The organism is Streptomyces sp. ITFR-21 (assembly GCF_031844685.1).
In the GTDB taxonomy this organism is placed as follows: domain Bacteria; phylum Actinomycetota; class Actinomycetes; order Streptomycetales; family Streptomycetaceae; genus Actinacidiphila.
On record NZ_CP134605.1, the window covers coordinates 5,370,704 to 5,392,713 of the forward strand.

Sequence of the window (22,010 nt, forward strand, 5' to 3'; positions counted from 1 at the left end):
GTCAGCCGCCCCAGGAGGTGGTGTACGCGGCGATCTCGGCGGCCAGCGCCCGCTTGCCCGCCGGGTCGAGGAAGGACGCCTCGACCGCGTTCGCCGCCAGCGCCGCCACTCCGGCCGGGTCCAGCTCCAGCAGCCGGGCCGCCACCGCGTACTCGGTGTTGAGGTCGGTGCCGAACATCGGCGGGTCGTCGCTGTTGACGGTGACCAGCACGCCCGCGTCGGCCAGCCGCCGGATCGGGTGCTCGTCCAGCGAGGCGACCGCCCGGGTGGCGACGTTGGAGGTCGGGCAGACCTCCAGGGGGATCCGCCGCTCGGCCAGGTGGTCCAGCAGCCGCGGGTCGCCGACCGCGCTGGTGCCGTGGCCGATCCGCTCGGCGCCGAGCACCTGGAGCGCGTCCCATATGGTCTGCGGCCCGGTGGTCTCGCCGGCGTGCGGCACGCTGTGCAGGCCGGCGGCGCGCGCCTGGTCGAAGTACGGCTTGAACTGGGGCCTGGGCACGCCGACCTCCGGCCCGCCCAGGCCGAAGGACACCAGCCCGTCGGGCCGCAGGTCCAGCGCCAGCCGCGTGGTCTGCTCCGCCGCCGCGAGCCCCGCCTCGCCCGGAATGTCGAAGCACCAGCGCAGCGTCACGCCCAGCTCGGACTCCGCGGCCTTCCGCGCGTCCTCGATGGCCTCCATGAACGCCCGGCCGGGGATGCCGCGCCGGGTCGAGGAGAACGGCGTCACGGTCAGCTCCGCGTACCGGATGTTCTGCCGGGCCATGTCCCTGGCCACCTCGAAGGTCAGCAGCCGGACGTCCTCGGCGTCCCGGATCAGGTCCACCACCGACAGGTAGACCTCGATGAAGTGCGCGAAGTCGCGGAAGGTGAAGTAGTCCGCCAGTGCCGCCGGATCGGCCGGCACCGCCGAGTCGGGGTGCCGGGCGGCCAGCTCGGCGACGATCCGCGGGGACGCGGAACCGACGTGGTGGACATGCAGCTCGGCCTTCGGCAGCCCGGCGATGAAGCCGTCCAATCCGCCGCCCCCGCCCCGCCCCGGAGCGGGTGCCTGGCCGGTCGCGATGTCGGGCATGCGGGGTGTCCTTCCACGGGGCAGCTCTTGGCCTCATCCTAGGTCGCCCGTCCGACAACCCGGCCTGCCGCCGCGACCCGCCGGGTAAGCGCGCCGGCCGGCGCGGGAGGGGGCCGCGGGCCGGTACGGGTGCAGGTCGCGCGACAGGCTGGGCACAGAATTCGTCGCGTAACCAAAAGGCAACAACGGAATCCCTTGTTGGAGGAATGTTCCTCTGTCAGGATCAGCGACCAATCCAGGCTTTTGCCACGTTGACGACGGCGGGGCGCGGAGGCGAGGAGAGGCGTTGATGCACCAGGTGACGGGCGCCCCGGAGCGGTTCGGCGGCTCCGCCCAGTACATCGCGGGCGGCCTGCGGGAGGGAAGGGGCACGGAGACCTTCTCCGTGGTCGACCCCGCGACCGGACGGGCCGTGTGGGCCTACCGGACGGCCGGCCCGGCGGACGTGGACGCCGCGGTGGCCGCGGCCAAGGCCGCGCTGCCCGGCTGGGCGGCGGCGACCCCGGCTGAACGCTCCGGGGCGCTGCACCGGCTGGCCGGCGTACTGGCCGACCGCGCCGCGGAACTGGCCGCCGCCGAGTCGCTCCAGTGCGGCAAGCCGATCCGGCTGAGCAGCGGGTTCGACGTGCCGGGCACCGTGGACAACGCCGCGTTCTTCGCCGGTGCCGCCCGGCAGCTGGAGGGCAGGGCCGCCGCCGAGTACAGCCCGGACCACACCTCGTACGTGCGGCGTGAGCCGGTCGGAGTGGTCGGCTCGATCGCGCCGTGGAACTACCCGCTGCAGATGGCCGCCTGGAAGATCCTGCCGGCCGTCGCGGCGGGCAACACCGTCGTGCTCAAGCCCGCCGAGCTGACCCCGCTGACCACCCTGATGCTCGCCGAGGCGGCCACCGAGGCCGGGCTGCCCGCCGGCGTGGTCAACATCGTCACCGGAACCGGCAAGGGGGCCGGCGAGCACCTGGTCACCCACCCGGACGTGGCGATGACCTCCTTCACCGGCTCCACCGCGGTCGGCCGCCGGATCGCCGCGCTCGCCGCCGGCACCACCAAGCGCCTCCACCTCGAACTGGGCGGGAAGGCGCCCTTCGTGGTCTTCGACGACGCCGACCCGGAGGCCGCCGCCCACGGCGCGGTCGCCGCCGCGCTCATCAACAGCGGCCAGGACTGCACCGCCGCGACCCGCGCCTACGTGCAACGGCCGCTGTACGACGCGTTCGTGGCCGCGGTCGCCGACCTGATGGCGGGCGTGGTCCTCGGCGACCCCTTCGACCCGGCGACCGACCTCGGCCCGCTGGTCTCCTTCGCGCACCGCGACCGGGTCGCCGCCGTGGTGGACCGGGCCCGCGGCTACGCCACCGTCGTCACCGGCGGGGCGGCGCCCGGCGACGGGCTCGCGGCCGGCGCCTACTACCCGCCCACACTGATCACCGGCGCCGCCCAGCACAGCGAGGCCGTGCAGGACGAGATCTTCGGACCGGTGCTGACGGTGCTGCCCTTCGACGAGGACGACGAGGGTCTGGCGCTGGCGAACGACACCCCCTACGGTCTGGCCGCGTCCGCCTGGACCCGCGACGTCTACCGGGCCGGGCGCGCCACCCGGGAGCTGCGGGCCGGCTGCGTCTGGATCAACGACCACATCCCGATCATCAGCGAGATGCCGCACGGAGGCGCCAGGTCCTCCGGCTACGGCAAGGACATGTCCGTCTACTCCTTCGAGGAGTACACCCAGGTCAAGCACGTTATGTACGACACCACCGCGGTCGCCCGGAAGGACTGGCACCGCACCGTCTTCGGCGACCGCCGCCCGTAGCACCGCCGTCCACAGCACCGCAGACCGCACCCGCACCCGCAGACCCCCCGTCCCAACCCGGCGTCCCCCCCGGCCGGTCCCTCGGAAGGGCACCACCCATGGAGCAGTTCGAGCCCCTCTCCCCGCCACTGCGCGCGGCGACGATCCGCAGTATGACCAACGGCCGCGGCGCACTGGCCCGCCGGTCGCTGCTGCGCGCCGGGGCACTCGGCGCGGTCGCCGCCGGTCTCACCGCCTGCGGTATCCCGGCCGCCGGGCGGCAGGGCGGCACCACCGCCTCGACCGACCACTCGGCCCAGGAAAAGGTCGTGAACTTCTCCAACTGGACCGAGTACGTCGACGTCTCGGACGACGGCAAGCACCGCCCCACCCTGGAGGCGTTCACCAGGCGCACCGGCATCCAGGTCAAGTACACCGAGGACATCAACGACAACATCGAGTTCTTCGGCAAGATCAAACCGCAGCTGTCGGCCGGCCAGGACACCGGCCGCGACCTGATGGTGCTCACCGACTGGCTGGCCGGCCGGATGATCCGGCTCGGCTGGGTGCAGAAACTGGACTCCGCCAACCTCCCGCACGCCTACGCCAACCTGGAGCAGCGGTTCCGCAGCCCCGACTGGGACCCCGGCCGCGCCTACTCCTACCCCTGGCAGGGCATCGCCACCTGCATCGCGTACAACAAGAAGGCCACCGGCGGGCGCAAGGTCACCTCGATCTCCCAGCTGCTGGAGGACAACTCCCTCAAAGGCAAGGTCGCCATGCTCTCGGAGATGCGCGACAGCGTCGGGATGACCCTGCTCGACATGGGTGAGAAGCCCGAGAGCGTCGACGACGACACCTACGACGCGGCCATCGCCCGGATCCAGAAGGCCGTCGACAGCCAGCAGATCCGCAAGTTCACCGGCAACGACTACACCGACGGCCTCAGCAAAGGCGACATCGCCGCCTGCGTCGCCTGGGCCGGCGACCTGGTGCAGCTGCGGCTGGACGACCCGGACATCGAGTACGTCTTCCCCGACGCCGGGTTCATGTCCTCCACGGACAACCTGCTGATCCCCGACAAGGCGCGGCACAAGACCAACGCCGAGCGGCTTATCGACTACTACTACGAGCCCGCCGTCGCCGCGCAGCTGTCCGCGTACATCAACTACGTGTGCCCGGTGGCGGGAGTCAAGCCGTACCTGGCGAAGATCGACCCCTCGCTGGCCGCCAACCCGCTGATCCTCCCGGACGCAACCATGGACGCCAAGACGCACTCGTTCCGGTCCCTCAGCGACGCCGAGGACACCCGGTACGAGGCCAAGTTCTCCAAGCTCATCGGCGCCTGACCCGGCCCCTCCCCGGCTCCGGCCGCTCTTCGCACACCAGAGGACACCCATGACGATCCCCAGCACGAGCCCGGCGGACGCCGAAGACGCCCAGGGCGCGGGCGCCAAGGACTCCAAGGACATCAAGGACATCAAGGACGCCGAGGACACGGGCGCCGCCGCGCCCGAGGACGCCGTCCGCCTCACCGGCATCAGCAAGGAGTACGGCTCCTTCACCGCCGTCCACCCGCTCGACCTGGCCGTACCGGCCGGCTCCTTCTTCGCCCTGCTCGGTGCGTCCGGCTGCGGCAAGACCACCACCCTGCGGATGATCGCGGGCCTGGAGACCCCCTCGTCGGGCTCGGTGCGGCTCGGCGGACGCGATGTCACCGCCCTGCCCCCGTACAAGCGGCCGGTCAACACCGTCTTCCAGAACTACGCGCTCTTCCCGCACCTGGACGTCTACGAGAACGTCGCCTTCGGGCTGCGCCGGCGCGGCGTCAGGTCGGTGCGGAAGCAGGTCGGCGAGATGCTGGAACTGGTCCAGCTCGGCCCGCTGGCCCACCGCCGGCCCAGCCAGCTCTCCGGCGGCCAGCAGCAGCGCGTCGCGGTCGCCCGCGCGCTGATCAACCAGCCGCAGGTGCTGCTGCTCGACGAGCCGCTCGGCGCCCTCGACCTGAAGCTGCGCCGCCAGATGCAGCTGGAGCTCAAGCGGATCCAGACCGAGGTCGGCATCACCTTCGTGCACGTCACCCACGACCAGGAGGAGGCCATGACCATGGCCGACACCGTCGCGGTGATGAACGCCGGCCGGGTCGAGCAGCTCGGCGGGCCCGCCGACCTCTACGAGAACCCCGCCTCCACCTTCGTGGCGAACTTCCTCGGCACCTCCAACCTGATCGAGGCCGAGGTGACCGGCGTCGGCGGCGGCGAACTCCAGCTGGTGTCCGCCGGCCAGCGGCTGACCCTGCCCGCCGCCCGCTGCCGCCCGCGCGCCGAGGTCGGCGGCCGGGTGCTGGCCGGCGTCCGGCCGGAGAAGATCACCCTCGCCCACCGCGACGACGAGGACGCGATACCCGAGGGCCGCAACCGGGTGGTCGGGCGGATCGTGGACTCCAGCTTCATCGGGGTGTCCACCCAGTACGTCGTCGACTCCCCGGTCGGCCCCGACCTGGAGGTGTTCGTACCCAACGTGGAGCGCGACGGCCGGCTGGTCCCGGGCGCCCCCGTCGTACTGCACTGGAACCCCGAGCACACCTTCGGCCTGGACGCCGCCCAGGACATCGACGCGGGCATCGAGACGGAGACCGCGGAGGCCGCCGCGTGACCGCCGCCACCGCGCCCGCCACCGATCCGGCGCCGCCGCCCGCTCCCGCGCCGCTGCCGGCCGCGCTGAAGAAGGCCGTCCGGCGGCGGCGCCTGGTGCCGTATCTGCTGCTGCTGGCCGGCGTCGCCTGGCTGCTGGTGTTCTTCGCCGCCCCGATGGTCTACCAGGCGTCCACCTCGGTGCAGACCGGCACCCTGGAGGACGGCTTCAAGGTCACCTGGCACTTCGCCACCTACTGGGACGCGCTCCACGCGTACTGGCCGCACTTCCTGCGGTCGCTGGCCTACGCCGGCATCGCCACCGTGCTGTGCCTGGTGATCGGCTACCCGCTGGCGTACACCATCGCCTTCCGGGCCGGCCGCTGGCGCAACCTGGTGCTGATCCTGGTGATCGCGCCGTTCTTCACCAGCTTCCTGATCCGCACCCTCGCATGGGAGACGATCCTCGCCGACCAGGGCCCGGTGGTGACCTTCCTCAACGGCATCCACCTGCTGGACGTGACGTCATGGCTCGGCGTCACCCAGGGCGACCGGGTGCTGGCCACCCCGCTCGCCGTGGTGTGCGGCCTGACGTACAACTTCCTGCCGTTCATGATCCTGCCGCTCTACACCTCACTCGAACGGGTGGACGGCCGGCTGCACGAGGCGTCCGGCGACCTGTACGCCACGCCCTTCACCACCTTCCGCAAGGTGACCTTCCCGCTGTCCATGCCCGGAGTGGTGGCCGGCACCCTGCTCACCTTCATCCCGGCGTCCGGCGACTACATCAACGCCGAGTTGCTGGGCTCCACCAACCAGCAGATGATCGGCAACGTCATCGAGTCGCAGTTCCTGCGGGTCCTGGACTACCCGACGGCCGCCGCCCTGTCCTTCATCCTGATGGCGGTCATCCTCGGGATCGTCACCCTCTACATCCGCCGGGCCGGAACGGAGGAACTGGTCTGATGAGCCCCATACGGTGGCTGCGCGCCCACCTGGTGGTGATCGCCGGAGTGATCACCCTCGCCTACCTCATCCTGCCCAACGCGGTCGTACTGGTCTTCTCCTTCAACAAGCCGAAGAGCCGGTTCAACTACACCTGGAACCACTTCTCCACCGACGCCTGGCAGCACCCCTGCGACGTGGCCGGCATGTGCGGCTCGCTCACCCTCAGCCTGAGGATCGCCGTCCTGGCGACGGTCGGCGCGACCGTCCTCGGCACGCTGACCGCCTTCGCGCTGGCCCGCTACCGGTTCCGCGGCCGAGCCGCCACCAACATGCTGATCTTCCTGCCGATGGCGATGCCCGAGGTCGTGATGGGCGCCTCGCTGGGCACCCTCTTCCTCAACATGCGAATCAGGTTCGGCTTCTGGACGATCCTGATCGCGCACATCATGTTCTGCCTGAGCTTCGTGGTCACCGCGGTCAAGGCCCGCGTGATGAGCATGGACCCGCGGCTGGAACAGGCCGCGCAGGACCTCTACGCCACCCCCGCGCAGACCTTCCTGCGGATCACCCTGCCGCTGGCCGCACCCGGCATCGCGGCCGGCGCTCTGCTGTCGTTCGCGCTGTCCTTCGACGACTACATCATCACCAGCTTCAACGCCGGCAACTCGGTGACCTTCCCGATGTACGTCTGGGGCTCCGCGCAGCGCGGCACCCCGGTCCAGGTCAACGTGATCGGCACCGCGATGTTCGTGATCGCCGTGCTGCTGGTGCTCGCCGGCCAGCTGATCGGACGCCGCGGACGCAGGAGGGTGCGCGGCTGAGGACCTGGCAGGGCACCCGAGGACATCGTGAAGGTGGGAGAACCATGGATCCAGCCCGAAGCCTCGCCGCCGCCGAGCCGGCCCCCTACTGGCTGGACGACCCCGGCCGGCCCGCCGCCGAGCCCGCGCTCGCCGGCGCGGAGCAGTGCGACCTGCTGGTGGTCGGCGGCGGCTACAGCGGGCTGTGGACCGCGCTGCTCGCCAAGGAGCGCGACCCCGGCCGGGACGTGGTGCTCATCGAGGCCGACCGGATCGGCTGGGCCGCCTCCGGCCGCAACGGCGGCTTCTGCGCGGCCAGCATCACCCACGGCCCGCTCAACGGGCTGGCCCGCTGGCCCGCCGAGTTCGACCTGCTCCAGGAACTGGGTGACCGCAACCTCGACGCCATCGAGGAGACGGTCGCCCGGTACGGCCTCGACTGCGACTTCGAGCGGACCGGCGGGATCGACGTGGCGACCGCCGACCACCAGTGGGACGAACTGCGCGCGCTGCACCGGACCGTGACCGGGCACAACGTGGGCCTGAAGCTGCTCGACCGCGACCAGCTGCGTGCCGAGGTCGACTCGCCGACGTTCCTCGGCGGCCTGTACGACGAGCGCGGCGTCGCCCTGGTGCACCCGGCGAAACTCGCCTGGGCCCTGAAGGCCACCGCGGCCCGCCTCGGCGTACGCGTCTACGAGCGGACCCCCGCCACCGCACTGACCCGGCGCGGCGGCGCGCTGGCGGTGCGGACCCCGTACGGCGCGGTGAGCGCCCGCCAGGTGGCGCTCGGCACCGGCGTGTTCCCGTCACTGATCCGCCGGGTCCGCGCGTACACCGTCCCCGTCTACGACTACGCGCTGATGACCGAGCCGCTCACCGCGGACCAGCGCGCGGCCATCGGCTGGCGGGGGCGTCAGGGCCTGGCCGACACCGCCAACCGGTTCCACTACTTCCGGCTGACCGCCGACAACCGCATCCTGTGGGGCGGCTACGACGCGGTCTATCCGCGCGGCGGCCGGATCAGCGCCGCCTACGACCACCGCCCGCAGACGTACCTGCGGCTGGCCCGGCACTTCTTCGGCTGCTTCCCGCAACTGGAGGGGCTGCGGTTCAGCCACAGCTGGGGCGGGGTGATCGACACCTGCACCCGCTTCTCGCCGTTCTTCGGCACCGCGCACGGTGGCCGGGTCGCCTACACGGCCGGGTACACCGGGCTCGGGGTGGGCGCCACCCGCTTCGGGGCCGAGGTGATGCTCGACCTGCTCGCCGGGACGCCCACCGAGCGGACCGGGCCGGAGATGGTGCGGCGCCGGCCGCTGCCGTTCCCGCCGGAGCCGTTCGCCTCGGCCGGGATCGGGCTCACCCAGTGGTCACTGGCCCGCGCCGACGACTCCGGCGGGCGGCGCAACCTGTGGCTGCGGGCGCTGGACCGGGCCGGGCTCGGCTTCGACAGCTGAGGCGGTCGGCGGTCGGCGGCCGACGCCGGGCCGGCGGCCGTGCGGCCCCGGGAGCCCGGCGGCCGGCGGTCCGATGGCCACCGGTCCGGCCCGCCGACGTGACGTGGACCACTACCGATGAGCGGTGAAAGTGGCGTCATAATCCGCGCCCGCCCTCCTCTTCCCCGTGACGGCAATCGTCACCTGGTCACGGAGAGAAGGAGGGCCCGGCATGGGCGCAGCCGGACCGAAGAGCGCGATCGAATGGCTGGTGTCGGTGGCCGACGACCCCGACGGATGCCGCTGGGAATGGGAGCGCAACCCGCTGGGCGTGGCCCTGCTGCCGGCCGGGAGGCTCTGGGACGTACTGATCCTCAGCGGCAGGCTGGGATATCCCACCCTGGACGTCCTCACCCGGCTGATGGGCCGGCCCGGTCCGGTGCTGGCCGACTTCGCCGACTCCCGGACGGGCTTCCTCGTCCCGCCCGGAACGGCGGGCCGCTGGCTCGGTACCGGGGTGCGGGCGGCCGGGCCCGGCACCTGGATCGTGGTGCCGTACCCGGGCCGGCCGACCGGCGGCGTACGGTGGCTGGTCCCACCGGACGGCAGCGGACACCTGACCGACCCGGTGGCGCTCGAACTGGCCATGCACGAAGCGGCGGCGCTGCTCGCGGACGGCTGACCGGCCGGCGCCACCCGGCGGCCCGGCCGGCGACCGGCCACCCGGTGCTTGTGACCGGGCGCCCCCGTGACGACACTCGGAAGAACATGACGACGGAAGGGTCAGCCCGTGACGAGCACCCACATCACCCACTGGATCGCCGGACAACCCTGGGACGGCACCGCGCAGCGCCAGGGCGACGTGTACGACCCCGCCACCGGCTCGGTCACCGGCCGGGTGGACTTCGCCGACGACGCGGTGGTCGACAAGGCGGTCGGCGCCGCCCTGGCGGCGTTCCAGGAGTGGCGGCACGCCTCGGTCGCCAAACGCACCACCGTGCTGTTCGCCTTCCGCGAGCTGCTCAACGCCCGCCGCGAGGAACTCGCCGCGGTCGTCGTCTCCGAACACGGCAAGGTCCACTCCGACGCGCTCGGCGAGATCGCCCGCGGCCTGGAAGTGGTCGAGTACGCCTGCGGCATCCCGCACCTGACCAAGGGCGGCTACACCGAGCAGGCGTCCACCGGCGTCGACGTCTTCTCCATCCGGCAGCCGCTCGGCCCGGTCGCCATCATCTCCCCGTTCAACTTCCCGGCCATGGTGCCGATGTGGTTCTTCCCGATCGCCATCGCGGCCGGCAACACGGTCGTCGTCAAGCCGTCGGAGAAGGATCCGTCGGCCGCCAACTTCCTGGCCGCCCTGTGGCGCGAGGCCGGCCTGCCCGACGGTGTCTTCAACGTCGTGCACGGCGACAAGCCGACCGTCGACCGGCTGCTGGAGCACCCCGACCTCAAGGCGGTCTCCTTCGTCGGCTCCACCCCGGTCGCCCGCCACGTGTACGAGACCGGCACCCGCAACGGCAAGCGCGTCCAAGCCCTCGGCGGCGCCAAGAACCACATGCTGGTGCTGCCCGACGCCGACCTGGACCTGGCCGCCGACGCCGCCGTCAACGCCGGCTACGGCGCGGCCGGCGAACGCTGCATGGCGGTGTCCGTGCTGGTCGCGGTCGACCCGGTCGGGGACGAACTCGTCGAGCGGATCAAGAAGCGCATCGCCGGCCTGACCGTCGGCCCCGGCCACGCCCCCGGCTCGGAGATGGGCCCGCTGGTCACCGGCGCGCACCGCGACAAGGTCACCTCGTACCTCGACACCGGCGTCACCGACGGCGCCACCCTCACCGTCGACGGCCGCACCCACCCGATCGGCGGCGAACCGACGGGCTTCTGGCTCGGCCCCACCCTCTTCGACCACGTCCGCCCCGGCATGTCGGTCTACGACGACGAGATCTTCGGCCCCGTCCTGTCGGTGGTCCGGGTGGCCTCCTACGACGAGGGCCTGGCCCTGATCAACGCCAACCCCTACGGCAACGGCACCGCGCTGTTCACCAACGACGGCGGCGCCGCCCGCCGCTTCCAGCACGAGGTCGAGGTCGGCATGGTCGGCATCAACGTCCCCATCCCGGTCCCGGTCGCCTACTACTCCTTCGGCGGCTGGAAGTCCTCGCTGTTCGGCGACGCGCACGCCTACGGCGAGGACGGCGTGCGGTTCTTCACCCGCGGCAAGGCCGTCACCCAGCGCTGGCCCGACCCCTCGCACGGGGGCATCAACCTGGGGTTCCCGACCAACCAGTGACCGTCCCGGCGGCGGCCGGGCCGTCCGCGGCCCGCGCCGCCACGGCCCGGTCGACCACCGCCTGCGCCGCGGCCACCACGGTCAGCAGGCTGAGCGCCACGCACCAGCTGGCCAGCACGTCCAGCGGCCAGTGGTAGTCGCACCACACCAGGCAGCACCCGACGGTGAACAGCAGCAGCGGCGTGCCGGCCAGCAGCACCAGACGCGCCGCCCGGCCGCGTACCCAGGGAAGCAGCAGCAGCGCCGCCGCGCCGTAGGCCACAGCCGAGGTCGCGGTGTGGCCGGACGGGAAGTAGCCGTAGCCGCTGGGGTCGGGCACGGTTCGTCCGGGCGCGGGCCGGGCCACCGCGTCCTTCACCACCGTCACCACGACCGGCAGCACCGCGATGACCAGGACGGCGGCGGCCGGCGGCAGCCACCAGTGCGGCAGCGCCGCGCGGCGGCCCAGCCACCCGGTCAGGCACACCGCGGCCAGCAGCACCGGCACCGCCGCCTCGATGTTGCCCAGCTTGCAGAAGTAGTGGGCGGTGGTGGTGAACCAGGGCTCGGCCGCAGCCGCCCGGTCGAACCAGCGCAGCACCGTCCGGTCGCGGTCCACCAGCGGCCCGTCCGAGGAGACCTGCCAGGTGAGCGCCGCGAACAGCAGCACGCCGAGAGCGAACAGCCGAAAGAGCCGCCCCGGAACAGGGGGGAGAGTTCCGGGACGGCCAGGGCGACCGCCGAACCGCCCGTCCCGGGGGGTGTGGGACGAACGGCCGACCGATCGGCAAGGACTGCCGGGACCAGAGGACCCGGCGGCTTCGTGCGCGAGGGCACTGCTGTGCCGGTGATGGGGATTCACCGGCGCGTTGTCACTCGTGGACTTCTGGGGAGTCCGCCACGAGCGGGGTGTTCCTCGGAAACCGTACGTCACAGAAGTCCCCCCAGCGCCCGTGCGCACCCCTCCGCCATCAGGCCCGCACACCTTCTTCACGACCCCGCTCACCGTCTCACAATCCGGCGAGGGCCTCCTCGACGATGTCCAGACCCTCACTCAGCAGATCCTCGCCGATGACCAACGGCGGAAGGAAGCGCAACACGTTCCCGTACGTGCCGCAGGTGAGCACGATCAGCCCGGCCGCGTGGCACGCCTTCGCCACCGCCGACGTGGCCGCCGGGTTCGGCTCCCTGGTGCCCGGCTCGACCAGCTCCACCGCGATCATCGCGCCGCGCCCGCGCACCTCGCCGATCACCGGGAACTTCTCCTGGAGCGCCCGCAGCCGCGGCGTCATCACCTCGCCGATCCGCCGCGCCCGGGCCGGCAGGTCCAGCTCCCGCATGGTCTCGATCGCGCCCAGTGCCGCCGCGCACGCCACCGGGTTGCCGCCGTAGGTGCCCCCCAGGCCGCCCACGTGCGCCGCGTCCATGATCTCCGCCCGGCCGGTCACCGCGGCCAGCGGCAGCCCGCCCGCGATGCCCTTGGCGGTGGTGATCAGGTCCGGCACGATGCCCTCGTCCTCGCAGGCGAACCACTGCCCGGTACGGCAGAAGCCGGTCTGGATCTCGTCCGCCACGAACACGATCCCGTGGTCCGCGGCGAACCGCGCGATCCGCGGCAGGAAGCCCTTGGCCGGCTCGATGAAACCGCCCTCGCCGGAGATCGGCTCGATCACGATCGCGGCCACGTGGTCGGCGCCGATCTGCTTGGTGATGATGTCGATCGCCTGGGCCGCGGCCTCCTCGGCGGCGTGCTCGGGACCGGTCGGCCAGCGGTAGCCGTACGCCAGCGGCACCCGGTACACCTCGGGCGCGAACGGCCCGAAGCCGTCCTTGTACGGCATGTTCTTCGCGGTCAGTGCCATCGTCAGGTTGGTACGGCCGTGGTAGCCGTGGTCGAAGACGACGACCGCCGGGCGTTTGGTGTACGCGCGGGCGATCTTCACCGCGTTCTCCACCGCCTCGGCGCCCGAGTTGAACAGCGCGGACTTCTTCGGGTGGTCGCCCGGGGTCAGCTCGGCCAGCTGCTCGGCGACCTCCACGTAGCCCTCGTACGGAGTGATCATGAAACAGGTGTGGGTGAAGGCGGCCAGCTGCTCGGCCGCCCGCCGCACCACCGCCGGCGCGCTGTTGCCGACCGAGGTGACGGCGATGCCGGAACCGAAGTCGATCAGCCGGTTGCCGTCCACGTCCTCCACCACCCCGCCGCCGGCCCGCGTCACGAACACCGGCAGGGTCACCCCGACCCCGTCGGCGACCGCCGCGTTCTTGCGGGCCGTCAGCTCCTGGGACCTGGGGCCGGGGACGGCGGTGACGAGCCGGCGCTCCTGGGGCAGTTCGGTCATGGCGGGCACTCTCCTCATACTCCTGGTAGGGCGACGGGTGCTGCGGCGACGGGCCGGAACCGCGGCGGCGCCTGTCGTCGCAGGCTAGGCCGGGCCCCGGCCCACCCGCATACGCCGATAGGTAACACTGACCGGCCCGGTTTCGCCGGATCGGACAGTGCGCGCGCCGCCGCCCGGTCCCGCCAAGATCCTTTTACCGGCGTAGCGGCTCGACTACATTGTGCGCATCGTCAAACGACGAGACGAGGGGCGAGGGGCAGCACGCCATGGACGCCATGGATTACGAGGGCACGCACCAGCAGGCGGGCCCGTACGGGGGTCAGGCGCCGCGCAAGCCCGCCGGCGCCCCGGTGCCGCGCCCGGCCGGCCCGCCGCCGATGCCGACACAGGCGCCGCCCGCGTCGGCGCTGGAGATCTGGCTGCGCACGCCGCGGGTTGTGGACGCGCCGGGGGTGTACGGGTTCGGGCACACGCCCAACCCCGAGCCCGATCCGGACCGGCTGCCGGCCCGCCACCTCCTCGGGCTGGCCCTCCTCACCGCGTTGGCCGCCGTCTTCCTGTGGTCGCTGTTCTTCAACGGCGGTTCCCTCGCCTTCCGGCTGGTGGTCGGCATCATCCGGGTGTTTCTGCCCGACGCCTGGACACACGGGACGTTCTTCTTCACCGTCTTCGGCTACTCCGGATACGCCGTGGTGATCTTCCTGCTGGCACTGCTGCTCGGCCGCAGGGGCCAGTGGCGCGAGGTCCACCGCCGCTACATCCGGCCCGCGCTGGGCGGGTCGGGCTCCCGCCGCCGAACCGGTGCCGCCCCCGGGGACGGTCGGTCTGATCCGGTGGAGTGGCCCGAGGTGCGGGAGGCCGGGCAGTACGCGCTCGCCGACCGGCTGGCCGCGGAGGTGCGGACCGGGCGGATGAACGACGTGGACTACGCCCGGATCCGGCGTGCGTGGGCCGGGGTGCGGGCGGATCCGGGCCGGCTGCCCGCGTTCGCCGACGCAGTGGCGCGCCAGGGCGCCGGGGCGTGCGGCCACCCCTCCGGGGCGCGCGACCTGCCGCACCGCGGCGCGCCGCACGACCTGCTGACCCGGCAGGTGCGGATCGGCCGCGGCGCCGACGACGAGCGGAACCCGTACCAGCACCGCGGCTCCGGGATCGCCCTCGACCCCACGCTGCTCGGCACCGGGCTGCTCGTGGTCGGGCCGCCCGGCTCGGGCAAGACCCGGCAGCTGGTCCGGCCGGTGGTCGAGTCGCTGTGCCTGCAGGCCCTCGCCGGGCAGGCCGCGGTCGTCGCGGTGGGCGCGGCGGGTACCGATCTGGGGCCGGCCGGCGCCTACGACGTGGTGATCTCGCTCGCCGACCCCGCCTCCCGGTACGACCTCGACCTGTACGGCGGCAGTACCGATCCGGACGCGGCGGCCGGCACCCTCGCCGAGGCGCTGCTGGACGCGAACACCGGCGAGGAGGGCGAGCTGCTGCGGGCCGCGACCGCGCTCGGCCAGCTCCTCGGCCCGTACCGGGCCGCCCACGGCCGTTTCCCGTCCGTCACCGAGCTGCGCGAGCTGCTGGAGGGCACCGCGCACTCCTACGCCGCCCTGCGGGACGCCCTCGACGCGGTCGGCGCGCCGGGCATGATCAGGGAACTGGAGGCCCGCGCCCGGCAGGCGGGCCGCCCCGACGACATAGGGCCCCGGCTGGCCGACCGGGTGGCGCTGCTGGAGCGGCCCGCGTTCGCCGGGTTCTTCGACGTCACCGGACGCTCCCGGCCGTTCTCCATGTACGCGCTGGAACACCCGTTGCGAGTGCGCGTCGACCTGCCGCAGCGCGGCCACGCCGAGGCGTCCCGGATCCTGGCCCGGCTGGTGCTGGCCCAGTTCACCGCGGCCGTCACCGCCCGCCGCGACCGCTCGCTGTTCGCCTGCCTGGTGCTGGACGACGCCGCGCGGACCGTCACCGCCGAGTCGGTGCGGGGCCTGGCCCGGCTGCGGTCCGCCAACGCCGGGGTGCTGCTGACCCTGCGCACCCTCGACGACGTGCCCGAGGCGCTGCGCGGCGCCCTGCTCGGCGCGGTCGGCTGCCGGATGGCGATGTCCGGCGTGACGACCTGGGACGGCCGGCGCTTCGCCGAGGCGTGGGGCACCACCTGGGTGGAGGCCAAGGACGTCACCCGCACCCCCGACCGGTCCGGCGGCTTGGTCCGCCGCGCCTCCCGTGGGGTGCGGCGGCTGTTCACCGGCGAGGCCGCCACCACCGAGTCCGTCACCGTGCGCCGGGTGGAGCGGGACCGGTGGTCGGCCTCCGATCTGGCGCACAGCGTCCCGGCCGGGCACGCGGTGCTGTCCCTGACCACCACCGCGGGGGAGCACGCGCCGCCCGTCCTGCTCGACCTGCGGGCGTGAGCGGGTGTCGCGGGGTGCGGCACAATCGAAGAGCCCGGCCGGTCCCGGCCGGCCCCTTCCCACCGCCCGCCAGGACCGTATGCCCCTCACTCTCGCGTCCCTCGTCCACCACTCGGCGCTCAGGCTCACCGTCCTCGCGGCCGGGGACCGGCTCGACGCCGAGGTGCGCTGGGTCCACACCAGCGAACTGGACGACCCGGGACCGTACCTGGAGGGCGGCGAGCTGCTGCTCACCACCGGTCTCAAACTCGACGGCGAGGACACCCGCTTCCTGCGCGCCTACGTACGACGGCTCGCCGCGGCCGGTGTGGTGGGCCTCGGCTTCGGGGTGGGCCTCGGCCACGACGAGGTGCCGCCCGCGCTGGTGAGCGCCGCCGCGCAGGTCCGGCTGCCGCTGCTGGAGGTGCCCCGGGCCACGCCGTTCATCGCGATCAGCAAGGCGGTGTCGGCGGCCGTGGCCGCCGACCAGTACCAGGCGGTCACCGCGGGCTTCGAGGCTCAGCGGGAGCTGACCCGGGCGGCGCTGGCCCCCGACGGCACCGGCGCGCTGCTGTCGCGGCTTGCCGCCCACCTCGACGGCTGGGCCGCCCTGTACGACTCTTCCGGCGCGGTGCTCGCCGCCGCCCCCGACTGGGCCGGGCGGCGCGCCGCCCGGCTGGCCGGCGAGATCGACCGGCTCCGTGACAGGCCCGCGCCGGCCAGCGCCGCCGTCGCAGGACCGGCCGGCACCGAGGACCGGGTGGAGCTCCAGTCGCTGGGCACCGGCCGCCGCCCGCGCGGCTTCCTCGCCGTCGGCACCGAGGAGCGCCTGGACACCGCGGCGCGCTACGTCGTCAACGCCGCCGTCGCGCTGCTGTCGCTGTCCCTGGAGCAGTCCCGTACCCTCCAGGACGCCCAGGAGCGGTTGGCGGCGGCCCTGCTGCGGATGCTGCTGGCCGGTGAGCCCGAACACGCCCGCAGCGTCGCCGGACGCCTCTACGGCACCCTCTTCGACCAGCGGCTGCGGCTGCTCATCGCCGAGCCCGCCGACTCCGCCGGCGACCCCGCCTACGACGCGCCGGCCCTGCTCGCGGAGCGCACCGAGGCCGCCGCCGCCCGCAGCGGCGAACCCCTGCTCGCGGTGCGCGAGGGCACCCGCTACACCGTGCTGGCCGCCGAGGACGCGACGTCGCTGGCCACCGCCGTCGACCTCGCCGAGGCCGACGACACCCTGGCGGCCGGACTGTCCTCGGCCGTTCCGCCGGCCGAGGTCCCCGAGGCCCACCGCCAGGCCGAGAGCGCCCTCGCGGTGGCCCTGCGCCGCGGCCTGAACCTGGTCGAGCACAGCGAGGTCGGCGCGGGCTCCGTGATGCCGCTGCTGGCCGACGACGCGGTCCGGGCCTTCGCCGAGGGCATGCTGCGGCCGCTGCGCGAGCACGACGCCACAGCGCGCGGCGACCTGGTGGCCTCGCTGTCGGCCTGGCTGTCCCACCACGGGCAGTGGGACGCGGCGGCGGCCGTCCTCGGCGTGCACCGGCACACGCTGCGCTACCGGATGCGGCGGGTCGAGGAGATCCTCGGCCGCTCACTGGACGATCCGGACGTGCGGATGGAGCTGTGGCTCGCCCTGAAGGTGGACGCCTGAGGCCGGGCGCTCCAGGCCGGGGCCCGGAAGGGCGGCGGCGGGAGGCGTCCCCCGCAAGGTGGCGTGCTCAGGCGGATGCCTGGACAATCGGGTGCCGGGAGAGAGCGTGTGCCGGGAGAGGGCGGGCGCCCGGAGGCGCCGCGGTTCAGCAGCCGCTCCGCACGGGTTGTGGCCGCCGCCCGGGACGGCGGCGACCGCTCCCGGCGTGCCGGGCCGCGCGCCGGGAGTGGCCAATGCGTAGCGCGCGCCCGGCCCCGTACTACACCGTGGACAACCGCCGGGCCCCGGCGGCGCGCTTACGGTGAAGGCGTCGGACCCGGCCGGGTCCGCCGTTGTCCACGAAGTGCACGAAAGGGCGGGACACCGTGACGAGCACAGCCGCAGCCCCGTACGCGTTCTGGCTGGCAGGCCGCCCGGCCACCGGGACGGACAGCCTGGAGGTGACCAACCCGTGGGACGGCTCGACGGTCGCCGCGGTGAGCGTGCCGACCGGGGAACAGGTCGAGGAGGCGGTGGCGGCTGCCGCCGCCGCCCAGCGGGACTTCGCCGCGACACCCGCGCACGTCAGGGCCGCCGCGCTGGACCTGGTGGCCAGGCGGCTGGGGGAGCGGGCCGAGGAGATCGCCCGGCTGATCACCGCGGAGAACGGCAAGCCGGTCAAGTGGGCGCGCGGCGAGGTCGGCCGGGCGGTGTCGGTGTTCCGGTGGGCGGCCGAGGAGGCCCGCCGGTTCAACAGCGGCGAGGCGCAGCGCCTGGACACCGACCCGGGCGGGGTCGGGCGGCTGGCGCTGACCCGGCGGTTCTGCCACGGCCCGGTACTGGGCATCGCGCCGTTCAACTTCCCGCTGAACCTGGTTGCGCACAAGGTCGCCCCGGCGCTCGCGGTGGGCGCGCCGATCATCCTCAAGCCCGCCCCCGCCACCCCGCTGTCCGCGCTGGTACTCGGCGAGATCCTGGCCGAGACCAGCGGGCTGCCCGCGGGCGCGTGGAGCGTGCTGCCGGTGCCCAACGACCGGATGGCGGAGCTGGTCGCGGACCCGCGGCTGCCGGTGATCTCCTTCACCGGATCCGACACGGTCGGCCACCGGATCAAGGACGCGGTGCCGCGCAAGCACGTCACCCTGGAACTCGGCGGCAACGCCGCGGCCGTGGTGCTCGCCGACTGGTCTTCGGAGCAGGACCTGGAGTGGGCGGCGGCCAGGATCGCCACCTTCGCCAACTACCAGGGCGGCCAGTCCTGCATCTCGGTGCAGCGGGTGATCGCCGACGCCGCCGTGTACGACGCGCTGCTGGAGAAGGTCGTCACGAAGGTACGTGCCCAGGTCACCGGCGACCCCTCCGACGACGCCACCGACGTGGGCCCGCTGGTCGACGAGGCAGCCGCCGAGCGGGTCGCCCGGTGGGTGGACGACGCGGTGGCCAAGGGCGCCAAGCTGCTGACCGGCGGGGACCGGGACGGTGCCGGCTACGCGCCGACCGTACTGGCCGAACTGCCCGGCGACGCGATCCTGGCGTCCGCCGAGGCGTTCGGCCCGGTGCTGTCCCTGCACCGGGTGAACGGCGCCGACGAGGCGTTCGCGGCGGTCAACGCGTCGCGGTACGGGCTGCAGGCCGGCGTCTTCACCCACGACCTCCAACTGGCGTTCCGCGCCCACCGCGAACTGGAGGTCGGCGGGGTGATCGTCGGCGACGCGCCCTCGTACCGCGCCGACCAGATGCCGTACGGCGGGGTGAAGGACTCCGGCAACGGGCGCGAGGGCGTCAGGTACGCGATGGCCGACTACACCTACGAGCGGGTGCTGGTGCTCACCGGCCTGGACCTCTAGGAGCAACGCCGTTCAGTCAGGTGCTGGGGCTGTTCGTCAAGGCTGGTGGAACGAGGCAGCGGAGCTGCTGTAGAAGAGGTTTGTCCGCCAAGACATCCTCACTACAGGAGCTCCGCTGTTGGAACAGGCTGCCGCTCCAGGAACGGTCGGGGTAGCGAGCGGGGTGTTCGCGCCGGGGCATATCGGCGAGCTGACCCGGATCATCCCGTTCGGGATGGTCGATGAGGTGCTGGCGGCTACGGGTGCGGTGCAGCGCAGGTTTCGGCTGGTGCCGGCTCGGGTCACGGTCTACCTGCTGCTGGCCGAGCTCTCTTCGCCGGACCGGGCCACGGGCGGGTTTGTTGACCGGTTGTGCGCCGGGCTGTCCGGCCCGGCACGAGTCCGGCCCTGTGGCAGTGCTCTTCGCCAGGCCCGTCAGCGGCTGGGGCCGGCACCGCTGAAAGCACTGTTCGACCTGGTCAGCGGCCCGACTGCTACGACCTCGACTGCCGGGCGGTGGCGGGGGCTGCGGGTGGTCGCGGTCGACGGCACCCTGCTGCCCGTCCCGGACGCCGGGGCCGATCTCGCGGTGTTCACCCGGCAGCGGCTGGGCAACGGGATCGCGGGCTATCCGCAACTGCGGCTGGCCGTGCTGGTCGCCTGCGGGACCCGGCGGTGATCCAAGGCAGTCTTCGGCCCGGCCGCGCTCGGTGAGCTGGAGTACGCCCGCCGCCTGGCGGTGGACCTGCGGGCCGGGATGCTGCTGCTGGGCGACAGGAACTTCGCTGCCGCCGCACCGCTGCGTCGCGGATATTCGGGTAGTACGGACAAGGAGCACCGGTCGGCAACCGGCTACCCGGAGGTGACGCAACCGTGTCCGCACCCGCCGCAGTACGCAACGTCTCGGAGCGCGAAGCCCGGCAGGTGGCGGAGGCCGCCAGGGAACAGGACTGGCACAAGCCCAGCTTCGCCAAGGAGCTGTTCCTCGGCCGTTTCCGTCTCGACCTCATCCACCCGCACCCCCAGCCCGCCCCCGAGGCGGTCGCCAAGGGGGAGGCGTTCCTCGAACGGCTCCGCGAGTTCTGCGAGACCCGGGTGGACGGGCCGCGCATCGAGCGGGAGGCCCGCATCCCGGACGAGACCATCCGCGGCCTGAAGGAGCTCGGCGCCTTCGGCATGAAGATCGACGAGGCGTACGGCGGCCTCGGCCTCACCCAGGTGTACTACAACAAGGCGCTGGCCCTGGTCGGCACCGCCAGCGCCGCCATCGGCGCGATGCTGTCGGCCCATCAGTCGATCGGCGTACCGCAGCCGCTGAAGATGTTCGGCACCGAGCGGCAGAAGAAGGAGTTCCTGCCGCGCTGCGCCCGTACCGACATCAGCGCCTTCCTGCTCACCGAGCCGGACGTCGGCTCCGACCCGGCCCGGCTCGCCACCAGCGCCGTACCGGACGGCGACGACTACGTCCTGGACGGCGTGAAGCTGTGGACCACCAACGGGGTCGTCGCCGACCTGCTGGTGGTGATGGCCCGGGTGCCCGAGTCGCCCGGCCACCAGGGCGGCATCACCGCCTTCGTGGTGGAGGCCGGCTCCGACGGTGTCACGGTGGAGAACCGCAACGCCTTCATGGGCCTGCGCGGCATCGAGAACGGCGTCACCCGCTTCCACCGGGTCCGGGTGCCCGCGGCCAACCGGATCGGCCGGGAGGGCGCCGGGCTGAAGATCGCGCTGACCACCCTCAACACCGGCCGCCTCTCGCTGCCCGCGGCCTGCGTCGGCGCCGGCAAGTGGTGCCTGCGGGTGGCCCGGGAGTGGTCGGCGGCCCGCGAGCAGTGGGGCAGGCCGGTCGCCGCGCACGAGGCGGTCGGCGCCAAGATCGCCTTCATCGCGGCCACCACCTTCGCTCTGGAGGCGGTGGTGGACCTGTCCTCGCAGATGGCCGACGAGGACCGCAACGACATCCGGATCGAGGCCGCGCTGGCCAAGCTCTTCGGCTCCGAGGCGTCCTGGCTGATGGCCGACGAGCTGGTGCAGATCCGCGGCGGCCGGGGCTTCGAGACCGCCGATTCGCTGGCGGCGCGCGGCGAGCGGGCGGTACCGGCCGAGCAGCTGCTGCGGGACCTGCGGATCAACCGGATCTTCGAGGGCTCCACGGAGATCATGCACCTGCTGATCGCGCGGGAGGCGGTGGACGCCCACCTGTCGGTGGCCGGCGACCTCATCGACCCGGACACCAGCCTGTCCGACAAGGCCAGGGCCGGCGCCCGCGCGGGAGGCTTCTACGCCCGCTGGCTGCCGAAACTGGTCGCCGGCCCCGGCCGGCTGCCGAACGCCTACGCCGAGTTCGGGCCGCTGGCCGGGCATCTGCGGTACGTGGAGCGCAGCTCCCGCAAGCTGGCCCGCAGCACCTTCTACGCCATGTCCCGCTGGCAGGGCCGGCTGGAGACCAAGCAGAACTTCCTGGCCAGGATCGTGGACATCGGCGCCGAGCTCTTCGCGATGAGCGCCACCTGCGTACGCGCCGAGCACCTGGCCGCCACCGGCGGCCACGGCCAGGACGCCCGCCGGCTCGCCGACGCCTTCTGCCGGCAGTCCCGGGTCCGTACCGACGAACTCTTCGCCCGGCTGTGGACCAACACCGACGGCTCGGACCACCGGCTGACCGAGGCCGTCATGTCCGGCTCGCTGACCTGGCTGGAAGAGGGCATCACGGCCGACACCCTCCAGGGCCCGTGGATCGCCGACGCCGCCCCCGGCCCGTCCGGGAAGGACGACGTGCACCGGTCGGTGCACTGACCGCCCGGCCCCCCGTGGTCCCGCCCGCCCGGCCCCCGGGCGGGCGGGACCGCCGGGCGGCACCGGGTCCGCGCAGCCCGCCACGGCCCGCACGGCC

General features: G+C 73.2%; 16 protein-coding genes. 13 read left to right on the forward strand and 3 right to left on the reverse strand.

The features are described 5' to 3' along the window. Nucleotide 1: 1 nt before the first annotated feature. Nucleotides 2-1,072 carry an adenosine deaminase gene (locus RLT57_RS24140; RefSeq protein ID WP_311299361.1) on the reverse strand — a complete coding sequence of 357 codons (1,071 nt, stop codon included), beginning with the start codon at nucleotides 1,070-1,072 and terminating at the stop codon, nucleotides 2-4. Nucleotides 1,073-1,361: 289 nt separating this feature from the next. On the opposite strand from RLT57_RS24140, the gene RLT57_RS24145 reads away from it, so the two are divergent. The 8 genes from RLT57_RS24145 to RLT57_RS24180 all read left to right on the forward strand — a co-directional run bounded on the left by RLT57_RS24145 (nucleotide 1,362) and on the right by RLT57_RS24180 (nucleotide 10,971). Then, nucleotides 1,362-2,882: a gamma-aminobutyraldehyde dehydrogenase gene (locus tag RLT57_RS24145; RefSeq protein WP_311299362.1), complete on the forward strand. Its 1,521-nt coding sequence runs from the start codon at nucleotides 1,362-1,364 to the stop codon at nucleotides 2,880-2,882. A 98-nt stretch (nucleotides 2,883-2,980) separates the two neighbouring features. Continuing rightward, nucleotides 2,981-4,210 (forward strand): polyamine ABC transporter substrate-binding protein, encoded by a 1,230-nt coding sequence (locus tag RLT57_RS24150; protein ID WP_311299363.1) that lies wholly within the window; start codon nucleotides 2,981-2,983, stop codon nucleotides 4,208-4,210. A 49-nt stretch (nucleotides 4,211-4,259) separates the two neighbouring features. Further along, nucleotides 4,260-5,516 carry an ABC transporter ATP-binding protein gene (locus RLT57_RS24155; RefSeq protein WP_311299364.1) on the forward strand — a complete coding sequence of 419 codons (1,257 nt, stop codon included), beginning with the start codon at nucleotides 4,260-4,262 and terminating at the stop codon, nucleotides 5,514-5,516. Beyond that, nucleotides 5,513-6,460 carry an ABC transporter permease gene (locus RLT57_RS24160; RefSeq protein WP_399129287.1) on the forward strand — a complete coding sequence of 316 codons (948 nt, stop codon included), beginning with the start codon at nucleotides 5,513-5,515 and terminating at the stop codon, nucleotides 6,458-6,460. The genes RLT57_RS24155 and RLT57_RS24160 overlap by 4 nt, the downstream gene beginning before the upstream one ends. Beyond that, nucleotides 6,460-7,263, forward strand: a complete 804-nt coding sequence (locus RLT57_RS24165) for an ABC transporter permease (protein ID WP_311299365.1) — start codon at nucleotides 6,460-6,462, stop codon at nucleotides 7,261-7,263. The genes RLT57_RS24160 and RLT57_RS24165 overlap by 1 nt, the downstream gene beginning before the upstream one ends. A gap of 44 nt (nucleotides 7,264-7,307) precedes the next feature. Then, nucleotides 7,308-8,702: an NAD(P)/FAD-dependent oxidoreductase gene (locus tag RLT57_RS24170; RefSeq protein ID WP_311299366.1), complete on the forward strand. Its 1,395-nt coding sequence runs from the start codon at nucleotides 7,308-7,310 to the stop codon at nucleotides 8,700-8,702. Nucleotides 8,703-8,913: 211 nt separating this feature from the next. Continuing rightward, nucleotides 8,914-9,363, forward strand: a complete 450-nt coding sequence (locus tag RLT57_RS24175) for a hypothetical protein (RefSeq protein ID WP_311299367.1) — start codon at nucleotides 8,914-8,916, stop codon at nucleotides 9,361-9,363. Nucleotides 9,364-9,471: 108 nt separating this feature from the next. Beyond that, nucleotides 9,472-10,971 (forward strand): CoA-acylating methylmalonate-semialdehyde dehydrogenase, encoded by a 1,500-nt coding sequence (locus RLT57_RS24180; RefSeq protein WP_311299368.1) that lies wholly within the window; start codon nucleotides 9,472-9,474, stop codon nucleotides 10,969-10,971. Here RLT57_RS24180 and RLT57_RS24185 read toward each other — a convergent pair. Together RLT57_RS24185 and gabT are read right to left on the reverse strand one after the other, a co-directional pair. Next, nucleotides 10,943-11,620 (reverse strand): phosphatase PAP2 family protein, encoded by a 678-nt coding sequence (locus RLT57_RS24185; protein WP_311299369.1) that lies wholly within the window; start codon nucleotides 11,618-11,620, stop codon nucleotides 10,943-10,945. The genes RLT57_RS24180 and RLT57_RS24185 overlap by 29 nt on opposite strands. 340 nt (nucleotides 11,621-11,960) lie before the next feature. Continuing rightward, a complete protein-coding gene (gabT, locus tag RLT57_RS24190) occupies nucleotides 11,961-13,292 on the reverse strand; it encodes a 4-aminobutyrate--2-oxoglutarate transaminase (protein ID WP_311299370.1) in 1,332 nt (443 codons plus the stop codon). A gap of 275 nt (nucleotides 13,293-13,567) precedes the next feature. Between gabT and RLT57_RS24195 the strand changes: the two genes are divergently transcribed. From RLT57_RS24195 to RLT57_RS24215, 5 genes are all read left to right on the forward strand, one after another. Then, on the forward strand, nucleotides 13,568-15,688 hold the full coding sequence (locus tag RLT57_RS24195; RefSeq protein WP_399129923.1) for an ATP-binding protein: 2,121 nt from the start codon (nucleotides 13,568-13,570) through the stop codon (nucleotides 15,686-15,688). A 79-nt stretch (nucleotides 15,689-15,767) separates the two neighbouring features. Further along, the gene (locus RLT57_RS24200) at nucleotides 15,768-17,312 is read left to right on the forward strand and encodes a PucR family transcriptional regulator (protein ID WP_311299372.1); all 1,545 of its coding nucleotides are present in this window, start codon (nucleotides 15,768-15,770) and stop codon (nucleotides 17,310-17,312) included. Between the two features lie 365 nt (nucleotides 17,313-17,677). Beyond that, on the forward strand, nucleotides 17,678-19,138 hold the full coding sequence (locus RLT57_RS24205; protein WP_311299373.1) for an aldehyde dehydrogenase family protein: 1,461 nt from the start codon (nucleotides 17,678-17,680) through the stop codon (nucleotides 19,136-19,138). 118 nt (nucleotides 19,139-19,256) lie between these two features. Then, nucleotides 19,257-19,796: a transposase domain-containing protein gene (locus RLT57_RS24210; RefSeq protein WP_311299374.1), complete on the forward strand. Its 540-nt coding sequence runs from the start codon at nucleotides 19,257-19,259 to the stop codon at nucleotides 19,794-19,796. A 194-nt stretch (nucleotides 19,797-19,990) separates the two neighbouring features. Next, the gene (locus RLT57_RS24215; RefSeq protein WP_311299375.1) at nucleotides 19,991-21,913 is read left to right on the forward strand and encodes an acyl-CoA dehydrogenase family protein; all 1,923 of its coding nucleotides are present in this window, start codon (nucleotides 19,991-19,993) and stop codon (nucleotides 21,911-21,913) included. Nucleotides 21,914-22,010: the final 97 nt, after the last annotated feature.